Annotated in this window: 10 protein-coding genes; 9 read left to right on the plus strand and 1 reads right to left on the minus strand. The window is 68.7% G+C overall.

Annotated elements, in window-relative coordinates:
* Positions 1 to 100: 100 nt before the first annotated feature.
* The 8 genes from ELR45_RS20395 (at position 101) to ELR45_RS20430 (ending at position 9,146) form a co-directional block, all read left to right on the plus strand.
* Positions 101 to 370 carry a hypothetical protein gene (locus tag ELR45_RS20395; protein ID WP_129668005.1) on the plus strand — a complete coding sequence of 90 codons (270 nt, stop codon included), beginning with the start codon at positions 101 to 103 and terminating at the stop codon, positions 368 to 370.
* A 61-nt stretch (positions 371 to 431) separates the two neighbouring features.
* Positions 432 to 1,157 (plus strand): ribonuclease PH, encoded by a 726-nt coding sequence (gene rph / locus ELR45_RS20400; protein ID WP_129668006.1) that lies wholly within the window; start codon positions 432 to 434, stop codon positions 1,155 to 1,157.
* Positions 1,154 to 1,804 (plus strand): non-canonical purine NTP pyrophosphatase, encoded by a 651-nt coding sequence (locus ELR45_RS20405; protein ID WP_129668007.1) that lies wholly within the window; start codon positions 1,154 to 1,156, stop codon positions 1,802 to 1,804. Before rph ends, ELR45_RS20405 begins: the two co-directional genes overlap by 4 nt.
* Positions 1,805 to 1,942: 138 nt before the next feature.
* Positions 1,943 to 3,172 (plus strand): Tm-1-like ATP-binding domain-containing protein, encoded by a 1,230-nt coding sequence (locus ELR45_RS20410; protein ID WP_129668008.1) that lies wholly within the window; start codon positions 1,943 to 1,945, stop codon positions 3,170 to 3,172.
* Entirely contained in the window at positions 3,169 to 3,990 is an 822-nt protein-coding gene (locus ELR45_RS20415) for a phosphoenolpyruvate hydrolase family protein (protein WP_129668009.1), read from the plus strand. The genes ELR45_RS20410 and ELR45_RS20415 overlap by 4 nt, the downstream gene beginning before the upstream one ends.
* A 249-nt stretch (positions 3,991 to 4,239) precedes the next feature.
* A complete protein-coding gene (locus tag ELR45_RS20420) occupies positions 4,240 to 7,155 on the plus strand; it encodes an FAD-binding and (Fe-S)-binding domain-containing protein (protein ID WP_129668010.1) in 2,916 nt (971 codons plus the stop codon).
* 77 nt (positions 7,156 to 7,232) lie between these two features.
* On the plus strand, positions 7,233 to 7,448 hold the full coding sequence (locus ELR45_RS20425; RefSeq protein WP_129668011.1) for a hypothetical protein: 216 nt from the start codon (positions 7,233 to 7,235) through the stop codon (positions 7,446 to 7,448).
* A gap of 129 nt (positions 7,449 to 7,577) precedes the next feature.
* Positions 7,578 to 9,146: a molybdopterin-dependent oxidoreductase gene (locus tag ELR45_RS20430; RefSeq protein WP_205856948.1), complete on the plus strand. Its 1,569-nt coding sequence runs from the start codon at positions 7,578 to 7,580 to the stop codon at positions 9,144 to 9,146.
* 3 nt (positions 9,147 to 9,149) lie between these two features.
* Here the strand turns inward: ELR45_RS20430 and pepN are convergent, their stop codons facing one another.
* Positions 9,150 to 11,708 carry an aminopeptidase N gene (pepN, locus tag ELR45_RS20435; RefSeq protein WP_129668012.1) on the minus strand — a complete coding sequence of 853 codons (2,559 nt, stop codon included), beginning with the start codon at positions 11,706 to 11,708 and terminating at the stop codon, positions 9,150 to 9,152.
* Between the two features lie 138 nt (positions 11,709 to 11,846).
* On the opposite strand from pepN, the gene ELR45_RS20440 reads away from it, so the two are divergent.
* Positions 11,847 to 12,491 carry a mycothiol-dependent nitroreductase Rv2466c family protein gene (locus ELR45_RS20440; RefSeq protein WP_129668013.1) on the plus strand — a complete coding sequence of 215 codons (645 nt, stop codon included), beginning with the start codon at positions 11,847 to 11,849 and terminating at the stop codon, positions 12,489 to 12,491.
* Positions 12,492 to 12,637: the final 146 nt, after the last annotated feature.

Below are 12,637 nucleotides of genomic sequence, written 5' to 3' on the forward strand. Positions count from 1 at the left end.
GCGCTGCTCAAGGCAAGCATCGCTACGGTCGTTGCCGTAGCGGCGGGAGGGTCGCGCGCGGAGGCCCTCGCCGGGCTCTTCCTCGGGGTGTGAGTCATGGATGTGTCACTCCAACCTGGTCACGCCCGCCGCCACCGAGACCGGCTACTTCACCGGCAACCACCACCGCATGCAGTACGCCGACTTCCGCGCCAACGGCTACTACATCGGCTCCGGCCCCGTCGAATCAGCCTGCAACACCATCGTCAAACAACGCGCCAAACGCGCCGGCATGCACTGGACCACCCAAGGACTCGACCCCGTCTTCGCCATCCGCACCCTCCACCAATGCCACCGTCACGAACTCCTCTGGCCCACACCACAAACCTGACGCACACCCCGCCCGGACCGCACGTGCCGGTCTGTCGTGACAGACAGATAGCCTCACCCCTATGACTCGAATCGACGGCCGTAGCGCCGATGAACTTCGTCCGGTGCGGATAACGCGCGGTTGGCTAGAGCAAGCCGAGGGTTCCGTCCTCGTCGAGTTCGGCAGGACCCGGGTGCTCTGCGCGGTGTCTGTGACCGAAGGCGTCCCCCGCTGGCGGAAAGGATCCGGCCAGGGCTGGGTGACCGCAGAGTATGCGATGCTGCCCCGTTCCACCAACACGCGCTCCGACCGTGAGTCGGTGAAGGGCCGGCTCGGTGGGCGCACCCACGAGATCTCCCGGCTGGTCGGCCGGTCATTGCGGGGAGTCGTCGATACGGCGAGGCTCGGCGAGAACACCCTGATGGTCGACTGCGACGTGCTTCAGGCCGACGGCGGAACCCGCACGGCGGCGATCACCGGCGCATACGTCGCCCTGCACGACGCGGTGACGTGGATGCGCGAGCGCGGCCTGGTAGTGCGGGGACCGGTGCTGACCGACTCGGTGGCCGCTATATCGGTGGGTGTCGTCGACGGTGAGCCGCTGCTGGACCTGAAGTATGAGGAAGACGTACGCGCCGAAAGCGACATGAACGTGGTGATGACCGGCGGCGGTAGTTTTATCGAGGTGCAGGGGACCGCAGAAGGCGCGCCGTTCGACCGCGCTGAGCTCGACGCACTGCTCGCGCTGGCGGAGTCCGGCTGTGCGGAACTGACGCGGCTGCAAGGTAAGTCGCTGGAGCCGGCATGACGGTATCGCCGCGGATCGTCCTGGCCAGCCGGAACGAGCACAAGGTAGACGAGATCCGGCGTATCCTCGCCGAGGCGGGCGCCCAGGTGGACCTGGTGAGCGTGGCCGAGTTCTCCGGTGTCCCCGACGTGGTGGAGACCGGCCTGACGTTCACCGAGAACGCCCTGCTCAAGGCGCGAGAGGTATCCGCGGCCACCTCCCTGCCGGCATTGGCCGAAGATTCAGGGATCGGCGCGGATGCGTTGAACGGCATGCCCGGAGTGTTCTCCGCGCGATGGGCCGGTCGCCACGGCGACGACGCCGCGAACCTCGATTTGCTGCTCGCCCAGCTGCGAGACGTGCCGGACGACCGTCGTGGCGCCGCGTTTGTGTGCGTGACGGCGCTGGTGGTGCCGGCCGGTACGACGCCCGGCATCATGGACCCGGCGAACCCGGCTGCCCTGGCCGGTCCGGCCGAGCTCGTCGAAGAGGGCCGGGTTCAAGGGTCGCTCATCCGTGAGCCGCGGGGTACGGGCGGGTTCGGCTACGACCCGATCTTCGTGCCCGATGGGGACAATCGCACCACGGCAGAGATTTCCGCGGAGGAGAAAGACGCGTTGAGTCACCGTGGCCGTGCCCTGCGTGCTATGGCCGCGCACCTCTCTTAAGGTCGGCGGGTTCGATTCGCCCACGTGTACCCGTGACGTGGCAGGGACGACCCGAATCGGTACCGCCGGAGGAGCGAACAAATCGATGATTTCAACTACCGTAACCACCACGGAGACCCGACGTGGAAAGGAACGGACATGCCCACGGTTGTGCTCGTTGGAACGCTCGACACAAAGGGGGAGGAGTATGCCTGGCTGCGGGGCCAGGTAGCGGAACTCGATTGTGACGTCGTCGTCGTGGACGCCGGCGTGGACGAGCCGGCCGGGTTACGGCCGGATGTCCCGAACGCCCAGGTCGCTGAGGTCGGTGGCGCAGACGTGGAGGAGCTGCGCCGTGGCCGTGACCGCGGCGCGGCCGTCACTGCCATGGGCGAGGGAGCGGCACAGATACTCGCCGACCTGTACGCTCGTGGACGGGTGGACGGCGTCCTGGCACTCGGTGGCAGCGGAGGGTCTTCCATCGCCGCCCGTGCCGTCCGTGACCTTCCGATTGGCCTGCCCAAGCTGATCGTGTCGACCATGGCCTCCGGCGATGTGTCGCCGTACGTCGGCGCCAAGGACGTGGCGATCAGTTACAGCGTCGTCGACATCGCCGGGATCAACCGGCTGTCCAGGAAGATCCTCGGGAATGCGGCCGCGGCCGTCGCGGGCATGGCCCACGCTTACGCGACACGACCGGAGGCGGAGTCCGGCGACCGTCCGCTCGTCGCCGCGTCGATGTTCGGTGTGACGACGCCCGCGGTGGACGCGGCGCGGGCGCGGCTGGAGGCGCTCGGTTACGAGACCCTGGTCTTCCACGCCACCGGCGCCGGAGGCCGGGCGATGGAAGGGCTGGTGGAGAGCGGCCTGCTGGCCGGAGTACTCGATCTGACGACGACGGAGCTGGCCGACGATCTGGTTGGTGGTGTGCTGTCGGCCGGACCTGACCGGCTCACCGCCGCCGCTCGGCACGGGGTGCCGCAGGTGGTGGCCCCGGGTGCGTTGGACATGGTGAACTTCGGGCCGAAGGAGACCGTGCCCGCGAAGTTCGCGGACCGGAACCTGTACGTCCACAACCCGACGGTCACGCTGATGCGGACCAAACCCATGGAGATGGCCGCGCTCGGGCAGCGGTTGGGAGCCAAGGTCCGAAAGAGTACCGGACCCGCCGCGGTCTTCATCCCGAAGCGGGGCGTTTCCGCACTCGACGCCGACGGCCAGCCGTTCACCGACGAGGATGCCGATCGGCTGTGCTTTGCCGAGATCCGGTCCGCGGTGGCCTACTCATCGGTGGAGCTGGTCGACCTGGACCTGCATATCAACGACGCGCCGTTCGGTGAGGCGATGGCCGACCGGCTGCACGCCATGATCGAAGGAGCGCAGGCATGAACCACGCGGACGCGATCGGACGGCTGCGCGGAAGCGTCGCCGACGGCAAAGCGATCGTCGGGGCGGGAGCCGGTACGGGGCTCTCGGCCAAGTGCGCGGAGGCCGGCGGCGTGGACCTGATCATCATCTACAACAGCGGCCGTTACCGGATGGCCGGTCGCGGCTCGCTGGCCGGTCTGCTGCCGTACGGTGACGCCAACCAGGTGGTCGTGGACATGGCCGCCGAGGTACTGCCGGTGGTGAAGCAGACGCCGGTACTGGCCGGGGTATGCGGCACGGATCCGTTCCGGCTGATGCCGGTCTTCCTCGATGAGCTGGCCCGGATGGGGTTCGCCGGAGTGCAGAACTTCCCCACCGTCGGACTGTACGACGGGGTTTTCCGGCAGAATCTGGAGGAGACCGGCATGGGCTTCGACCTGGAGGTCGAGATGGTCCGGCTCGCTGCGGAGCGGGGCCTGGTCACCGCGCCGTACGTGTTCGACCCGGAGCAGGCGGTGGCGATGACGGAGGCCGGGGCGGATGTCCTGGTGCCACACGTGGGCCTGACCACGAAAGGTTCGATCGGCGCCAGCACGGCGCTCACCCTGGACCAGGCCGCCGAACGGGTGCAGGAGATGCGGGACGCGGCCGTCGCCGCCAACCCGGACGTGCTGGTGCTCTGCCACGGCGGTCCGATCGCCGAGCCCGAGGACGCGCGGTACGTCCTGGAGCACACCGAGGGGGTGGTCGGCTTCTTCGGCGCGTCGTCGGTGGAGCGGCTCCCGACAGAGCGGGCCATCACCGCCCAGGTCGCCGAGTTCAAGAGCCTTTTCATCTAGAACCGAACGGGCTGGCCTTCTACATTGACGGTGAGGTCGCGGATAGGAGCGACGCGGTTCCGGGCCGTCGCTCACCTGCCGCTCGAGCGCATCCAGCGCTGATCCGTGTGGCCAGGCGGGTGGCATTGAGCTGACCGGTGCCGTCCGGGTGGCGTGAAAGAATGTGCGGATGCGGCGGATCAGCGAGGCCCCGAACCTGGGGGGAAAGGTCCTTGACGTGCTGCCACCAGATGCCGGGGCACCTGCGGCATGACCGAAGCCGCGACCGACGAGCACCCGGGCGAGCTCATCGCGGACCTCGCCCGGGAGACCTCGGGCGACGTGGAGTATGGCCGCTCCGCCCAGGCGACCTACAGCATGGACGCCTCGAACTACCGGCACGTCCCCGTGGCGGTGGTGTTCCCGCGCAGCGCGGACGACGTGGCGGCCGTGCTGGGGCTGGGCGGGGAACACGGCGTTCCGGTCACCACGCGCGGGGCGGGCACCAGCATCGGCGGGCAGGCGCTGGGCAGCGGCATCATCCTCGACGTCAGCCGGTATCTCGACCAGGTGCTGGAGATCGACCCGGACCGCCGCGTCGCACGTGTTCAGCCGGGAGTCGTGCTCGACACACTGCGCACGGCGGCGGCCCGGCACGGTCTCACCTTCGGCCCGGACCCGTCCACGCACAGCCGGTGCACGATCGGCGGCATGATCGGCAACGACGCGTGCGGGTCCCATTCGGTGGCGTGGGGGCGCACTGCCGACAATGTCGTCGGTCTCGAGCTGCTGACGGCCGGTGGTGACCGGATGAGCGCCGGGCCGGTGAGCGCCGACCAGTGGACGCAACTGACCGCGTCCGAAGGGCCGGTCGGCCGGATCTACCGGGGCCTCGACGAGCTGACCCAGCGCAACCTCGGCACCCTGCGCCAGGGCTTTCCGGCGTTGCCGCGCCGGGTGTCCGGCTATGCGCTCGATCAGCTGCTCCCGGAGAACGGCCGGAACCTTGCCCGCGTGCTGACCGGCAGCGAAGGCACCTGCGCTGTCGTGACGGAAGCGACCGTGCGGTTGGTGCCCGCCCCCGCCGCGCGGGTTCTCGTCGTCGCCGGGTATTCCGACGACGTCGCGGCGGCGGAGGCGGTCCCGCAGGTGCTGCCGCTGCATCCGCTGACGGTGGAGGGGATGGGGGCGGACCTGGTGGACGCCTTGCTCAGCCGCGGGCGGCGGCCGGCGGCGCTCGACCTGTTGCCGCCCGGCGGCGGATGGCTGTTCGTCGAGGCCGGCGGGGACACGGTCGCCGACGCCGCGGGGCGCGGGCAGGAGGTCGCCGAGGTTCTGCGCCGGTCCACAGGTGCGGCCACCGCCGTCGCCGTGGATCCGGGTGACCAGCGAGGTCTGTGGTCGATTCGGGAGGCGGCGGCCGGGACCGCGACCAGGATGGCCGACGGTTCCGAGGCGTGGCCGGGGTGGGAGGACGCGGCCGTTCCGCCGGAGAACCTCGGGAGCTACCTGCGTGACTTCCGGGCCCTGCTGGGCAAGCACGCGTTGCGGGGCATCCCCTACGGCCACTTCGGCGAAGGATGCGTCCACGTGCGGATCGACTTCGCTCTGCATGAGGGCAACGGCCGGCGCCGGTTCCGCTCGTTCATCGAGGAGGCGGCTGATCTCGTCGTCGCTCATGGGGGGTCGCTGTCCGGTGAGCACGGCGACGGTCAAGCTCGAGCGGAGCTTCTGCCGCGGATGTACTCGCCGGACATGATCGCTCTGTTCGAGCAGTTCAAAGCTGTCTGGGATCCGGAGAACCTGCTCAACCCGGGCATACTGGTACGGCCGCGGAAGCTCGACGCGGACCTCAGGTTCGACGGCCCGCGCAAGCAGCTGCCGATCACCTTGCGTTACCCCCACGACGACGGTGACGCGGCCACGGCCGCCCGGCGGTGTGTGGGGGTTGGCGCCTGCATCGACACGTCGTCGGGTGTCATGTGCCCGAGCTACATGGTGACCCGTCGCGAAGAACACTCCACCCGCGGGCGGGCCCGGATGCTGTTCGAGATGATGCGCGGCGAGACGATCACCGACGGCTGGCGGTCCGAGGAGGTCCGGGATGCGCTGGACCTGTGCCTGGCCTGCAAAGGGTGTCTGTCCGACTGCCCGGTCAACGTGGACATGGCCTCGTACAAGGCGGAGTTCCTGCACCAGCACTACGCCGGACGGATCCGCCCGGCCAGCCATTACACGCTCGGCTACCTGCCGGTGCTGGCCAGACTGGCGTCTCTCGCGCCGCGAGCGGCCAACACGATGCTGCGCGCGCGTGGATTCGCGGCGCTGGTCAAAAAGATGGGCGGGATCGCGCCGGAACGCAGCATGCCACGCTTCGCCGGCCGGACGTTGCGCCGCCGGCTACGGCAACGCCGCGACACGGGGCCGCGGGCTCGGCACGGCGACCGTCCGGCATCCCTGAGCGACCGGCCCGCTGTGGTGTTGTGGCCGGACACCTTCACGAACTTCTTCTCGCCGGAGATCGGCCTGGACGCGGCCCGGGTTCTGGAGTATGCGGGCTTCGACGTGCGCGTTCCGCGCTCCTCGGTGTGCTGCGGCCTCACCTGGATCTCGACCGGCCAGCTCGGCGTCGCCCGGCGCACGCTGCGCCGTACGTTGCGCGTGCTGGAGCCGGTCCTGAAGGGCGGTGTCCCGATCGTCGGTCTCGAACCGAGCTGCCTGGCGGTGCTCCGGCACGACGTGCGTGACCTGTTCGGCGAGGAGGAGCTGAACGGGCTGCCGGACCGGGTGTTCACGCTCGCGGGTTTCCTCGAGCGGTACGCGCCAGACGTGGAACTCCCCGGGGTGGGCGGGCAGGCCATCACGCAGCAGCACTGCCATCAGCATGCGGTGTTCGGAAACGCGGCCGACGAGCGGCTGCTGCGGAAGGTGGGTGTCGACAACCAGACCCTCGACTCCGGATGCTGCGGTCTGGCGGGAAACTTCGGCATGGAGAAGGGGCACTACGACGTGTCGGTGGCGGCCGCGGAACGAGTGCTTGTGCCGGCCGTCGAGGCAGCGGAAGCCGGCACCATGGTGCTGGCGGACGGGTTCAGCTGCCGCACACAGATCCAGGACCTCACCGGGCGCCGGGCGCAGCACCTGGCCGAGGTGCTGGCCGGCTCCCTGCGACCACCGGCCGGGTGATCACCTGATCTCTATCGCGGTGCGGAATCAGCGCCCGGGCGCCGGGACCGCCGGACGACCGACTCGAAGTATGCGCGGTGCTCCACGCGTGCGGCCGGTTCCTCGCCGAGCGAGGGGAGCCATTCCCCGACCAGGACCGGCAGTTTCACCGGCTGCTCTTCGTCGATCTCGGCAACGAGATGCTGCTGCAGTTGTTCGATCTCTTCTGGCTCGCGTTCCACCATGCGGCACCCACCGGACGCGGCCGGACTCCGATGCAGATATACCAAGCGCACGCCGACATTTCCCCATGATCATCAACCCCTGGCCGCATCATGGCCGGGTCTGATCGTTGATGATCGCGGGCTTGAACATTCTTAAGAGGTGATGACAAGACCGGGCCATGGGTGTGGCCGGACGGAGAATCGGCGCATGATCGTAGGGTGAACACTGATCGGGCACGCGCCGCATGGGCGGGACTGGTGGCTCTGGCGCTCGGGCTCGGCGCCGCGGAGCTGATGGCCGGCATCATGGGCCGTCCGGACGCCTCGCCGTTGAGCGCCGTCGGCGACTGGTTCATCGAGATCACTCCGGGCTGGCTGGCCGACCTCGCGATCTCCTGGTTCGGCACCGCGGACAAGCTCGTGCTGGGGATCGGCATCGCCATCGTGCTCGCGGTCACGGCCTGCGCAGTAGGCATCCTCGCAGCCCGGGATCGCCGGGCCGGCCTTGCCGCGGCCACGGCGCTGCTGGTCATCGCCGGGCTCGTCGTATGGTCCCGGCCGGAGTCCGACGGCGCCTACCTGCTGCCGATCGTCGCCGCGGGTGTCGTGGCGCTGCCCACGCTCAGGTGGCTCGCCCTCCGGACTGCCGCGGCCCAGACGCCGGATACAGCAGGCACCTGGGAGTCCGGGCATGAGCCGGCGCACATGACTCCGGCCGGTGCGACGGCACGGCGGACGTTTCTGCGCAGCGCAGGCGGCGTGGCCGCGCTGGCGGTAGCCGCGGGCGGCGTCGGCCGGTGGCTCGCCCGCGAGCGGTCGGGCGTCGAAGACTCGCGCGACGAGCTGACGGTGGACCTCGACCTCCCGGCAGCCGACCTTCCCGACGGCGCCGACCTGGACGTCTCCGGCGCTGAGCCATGGCGCACGCCCAACGATGACTTTTATCTGATCGACACCGCCTTCAGCAAACCTCACGTCCATCCCGACGACTGGACACTGCGGATCCATGGAATGGTCGAGCAGGAGGTCGAGCTCACCTTCGACGAGCTGATCGACATGGGCCTGGTGGACGCCTGGGTGACGTTGGCTTGTGTCTCCAACCAGGTCGGCGGGAACCTGATCGGCAACGCGCTGTGGACCGGTGTCCCGGTGGCCGACGTGCTGGCGCTGGCCGGGCCGTCACCGGACGCCGACGCCGTGAAGTCGACCTCGCACGACGGCTGGACCTGCGGCACACCCCTGGACGTGCTCACCGACGGCCGCGACGCGCTCTTCGCCGTGGGGATGAACTCCGAGCCGCTACCCGTGGATCACGGCTTCCCGGTCCGCATGGTGGTGCCGGGCCTGTACGGCTACGTCAGCGCGACGAAGTGGGTGGTGGAGCTCGAGGTCACTCGCTTCGACCAGTTCCAGGCGTATTGGACCACCCGGGGCTGGTCCGAGCGGGGGCCGATCAAGGTCTCCTCCCGGATCGAGGTGCCCGCCTCGGACACGACGGTCTCCGCCGGCACGGTCGCCGTCGCCGGCACGGCCTGGGCGCAGCACCGTGGCGTCGAGGCCGTCGAGGTCAGGGTCGACGACGGTGACTGGATGCCCGCGGACCTCGGCGACGTCCCCAGCGACGACACGTGGCGTCAGTGGGTCTACGAATGGGAAGCCACCTCCGGTGAGCACACCCTCGACGTACGTGCCACGACCGCCGACGGAGAGATCCAGACGCCTGACGAGGCGCCACCCGCCCCTGACGGTGCCTCCGGCCACCACCGCGTCACCGTCACCGTCGAATGATCGTCAGTCCGCCGCTTCACGATCACATGCTTGTGCACGCAGCGCGCGTTCCAGGTCGGCAAGCCCTTCGACGACGAGCCGCCGCGCGGCGTCCGGTAGCTCGACGGTGTCCAGCCATTCCCGCACTCTCGACGCCGTGGCGGCGTCGGCGAGCACACGTGGGAAGAGGCCCTGCACGATCGTCTGCGCGGAGTCGTTGGTGCGCTCCGCCCATACCCGGGCCACCGAGTTGAGGTACTGGCCGACGAACGGCTGGATGAGGGTCCGCTGCTCCGGCTGGGTGAACCCGGAGACCGTGGCCGTCAGCAGCGCGTTGGGCAGTTCGTCGGACTCGACCGCCTGTGCCCACGCGTCCATCTTCGCCTGTTCGCTCGGACGAGCCGCGCGAGCGTAGGTCGCGTGCCGCCGGCCGGCGGCGGTCGGGTCTCGTTCCAGCTCAGCGTCGATGTCGTCGTCGGTGGCCCAGCCGATGATCACCAGCCGCTGCAGCAGGTGCCAGCGGAGCTCCGTGTCGACGGTCAAACCGGGCAGCACATCCTCGGCGCCGTCCAGCAGCGCCCGTATCTCCGCGGCATGTTCCTGGCTGGCCACCGACGACGCCCAGGCGCGGGCGAGCGCCAGCTGCTCGTCGCTGCCGGCGGCGGCCTTCCCGGCAAGTTCGCGCAGCCCGGTGACCCAACGCGCGGACAACTGGATCCGGTTGCCGGGATCCGCGTACAGGACGATGGCTGCCCGTGCGGAGCTCAGTACGTGCTGGACGACGGAGATGACGCTTTCGTGCTCGATACCGCCCAGCACCATCTCGACGTACTCGCGGGCCGGAAGCTCGGCGTCACGCAACATGTCGGTGGCCGCCGTCCAGCACAATGCCCGGGGCAACGGCGGCAGGGTGGAGATGGACTGGAGCACGGTCTGCCGGGAGCGTTCATCCAGCCGGACCTTGGCGAAGGTGAGATCATCGTCGTTGACCAGCAACAGGTCGGCCTGTTTCTCGCCGGCCAGCTCGGCGACGTCGGTACGCTCCGACGCGACGTCGAGCTCGACCCGTCGGCGCCTGCTGAGCGTGCCGTCGCCGCTCGCGTCGTACAGTCCGATCGCCACCCGATGCGGTCGCAGGGTCGGATGTTCGGCGTCCGCCGTCTGTTCGATGGCGACGGAACTGTACCCACCGTCGCCGTCGACCGAGACGACCGGGCGCAACGTGTTCACTCCGGCTGTCTGCAGCCATTTCTGGCCCCATTCGGACAGATCACGACCGCTGGTCCGCTCGAGGTGGGTGAACAGGTCGGACAGCGACGTGTTGCCCCACGCGTGATCGGTGAAGTAGGCGCGGACCCCGTCGATGAACTGGTCCCGGCCGACCCAGGCGACCAGCTGGGTGAGGACGCTGGCGCCCTTGGCGTAGGTGATGCCGTCGAAGTTGACCTCCACGTCCTCCAGGTCCCGGATGTCGGCGGAGATGGGGTGCGTGGACGGAAGCTGGTCCTGGCGCAGCGCCCAGAGCTTCTCGGTGACCGCGAACGTCGTCCACGCTTCCGTCCATTGGGTGGATTCGCTCTGGGCGAGCACGCTCGCCCAGGTGGCGAACGACTCGTTCAGCCACAGGTCGTCCCACCACTTCATGGTCACCAGGTCGCCGAACCACATGTGCGCCATCTCGTGCAGGATCGTCTCTGCCCGGCGCTCGTAGGCGGCGTCGGTGACCCGGCTGCGGAAGACATACTCATCCCGGATGGTGACAGCGCCCGCGTTCTCCATCGCGCCGGCGTTGAACTCGGGCACGAAGAGCTGGTCGTATTTGGCGAACGGGTAGGGCAGGCCGAAGATGTCCTCGAAGAAGGCGAAGCCGCGCTTGGTGACGTCGAACAGCTCTTCGGCGTCGAGGTGGTCGGCGAGGGATCTCCGGCAGAAGATCCCCAGTGGGATGGAGCCGTTGCGGCCGTCGTAGTCGGTCCGCACTTCATGGTACGGACCAGCGATGAGCGCGGTGACGTAAGAAGAGAGCACCGGTGTCTTCTCGAACGTCCAGCGGCGGACGCCGTCGCGCACGTCGGTGACGCTCGCCGCGGGGGAGTTGGAGATGACCGTCCAATGCGCCGGGACGTCGAGGACGAAGGTAAAGGTCGCCTTCAGATCCGGCTGGTCGAAGCAGGCGAAGACACGCCGGGCGTCCGCCACCTCGAACTGCGAGTACACGTACGTCTCGCCGTCGACCGGGTCGACGAACCGGTGCAACCCCTCGCCGGTTCGCATGTAGGCGGCGTCGGCGACGACCTTCACCTCGTTGTCCGTGGCCAGCTCGGGGAGGTTGACCCGGGAGTCGGAGTAGACCGCTTCGTGGTCCAGCGCGGTGCCGTTGTGGGTCACCTCGTAGACGGCAGGAGCGATCAGGTCCAGCCAGGTCCGGGTTCCGTCGTCTGCCTGAAATCGCACCACCGTCGTCGACCTGTAGGTCGCGTCGTCGGTGGTGAGATCGAGCTCCACGTGGTAGTCGATCGACGAGCTGTGGATGTTCTCCGCCCTGGTTCGGGCCTCGTCGCGGGTGAGATTCGTGCCAGGCATGAGCCGATCCTGGCAGATCACTCAAGATCAGGGAATCGGACTGGCCGATACGGGGTTGTCGAAGACAGGATGCATGCCGCCGCCGGTGGCCGGTGTGCAGTGCCTGGACGACATGACGACGACACTCTGGGAGAGGCCATGACCGTAGCCGAGACGGCCGACGCGACGACGAATACCACGGAGAAGGAGCAGGTCGACTTCTGGTTCGATCCCAGGTGCCCCTGGGCATGGCTCACCTCCCGCTGGATCCTCGAGGTCGAAAAAGTGCGGCCGATTCAGGTGAGCTGGCATGTGATGTCGCTGTCCTACCTCAACCAGGGGCGCGACATACCTGAGGACTATGCGGCGATGCTGGCGAAGAGCTGGGGGCCGGTGCGGGTCATCATCGCCGCCCGGGAACTGCACGGCCAGGAATTCGTCAAGCCGCTGTACGACGCGATGGGCACGCGTATCCACCTGCAAGGCAACAAGGACATGCCGGACGTCATCCGGGGTGCCCTGGACGAGGTCGGGCTGCCGGCGTCATTGGCCGGGTACGCCGACACCGAGCAGTACGATGAGGCGCTCAAGGCCAGCCACCACTCCGGTATGGACCAGGTGGGGATGGATGTCGGCACGCCGGTGATCGCGGTCGCCGGTTACGCGTTCTTCGGGCCGGTGATCTCGCCGGCGCCCAAGGGTGACGAAGCGGGTCGCGTGTGGGACGGTGTCAAGGCCCTGGCCTCCTACGACGGGTTCTTCGAGCTGAAGCGGACCCGTACCCGCGAACCGATCTTCGACTGAGGGCGCCGGCGGGCGGGTGTCGCTTCCCCGCATTGTGCATGCCATGGCCCACACGGTGCGGGACACGACGGAGCGTGCTCTAAGGTGAGCGGTATGCGCGTCCATGTGGGTACCGACCATGCCGGCTTCGAGATCAAGAACCAGCT

Source organism: Phytoactinopolyspora endophytica, from assembly GCF_004138495.1.
Classification (GTDB): Bacteria; Actinomycetota; Actinomycetes; order Jiangellales; family Jiangellaceae; genus Phytoactinopolyspora; species Phytoactinopolyspora endophytica.

What these genes read in the sequence shown, in the direction of transcription:
- ELR45_RS20395 (WP_129668005.1), top strand. Translation starts at nt 101, where the DNA reads ATGTGTCACTCCAACCTGGTCACGCCCGCCGCCACCGAGACCGGCTAC.
- rph (WP_129668006.1), top strand. Translation starts at nt 432, where the DNA reads ATGACTCGAATCGACGGCCGTAGCGCCGATGAACTTCGTCCGGTGCGG.
- ELR45_RS20405 (WP_129668007.1), top strand. Translation starts at nt 1,154, where the DNA reads ATGACGGTATCGCCGCGGATCGTCCTGGCCAGCCGGAACGAGCACAAG.
- ELR45_RS20410 (WP_129668008.1), top strand. Translation starts at nt 1,943, where the DNA reads ATGCCCACGGTTGTGCTCGTTGGAACGCTCGACACAAAGGGGGAGGAG.
- ELR45_RS20415 (WP_129668009.1), top strand. Translation starts at nt 3,169, where the DNA reads ATGAACCACGCGGACGCGATCGGACGGCTGCGCGGAAGCGTCGCCGAC.
- ELR45_RS20420 (WP_129668010.1), top strand. Translation starts at nt 4,240, where the DNA reads ATGACCGAAGCCGCGACCGACGAGCACCCGGGCGAGCTCATCGCGGAC.
- pepN (WP_129668012.1), bottom strand. Translation starts at nt 11,708, where the DNA reads ATGCCTGGCACGAATCTCACCCGCGACGAGGCCCGAACCAGGGCGGAG.
- ELR45_RS20440 (WP_129668013.1), top strand. Translation starts at nt 11,847, where the DNA reads ATGACCGTAGCCGAGACGGCCGACGCGACGACGAATACCACGGAGAAG.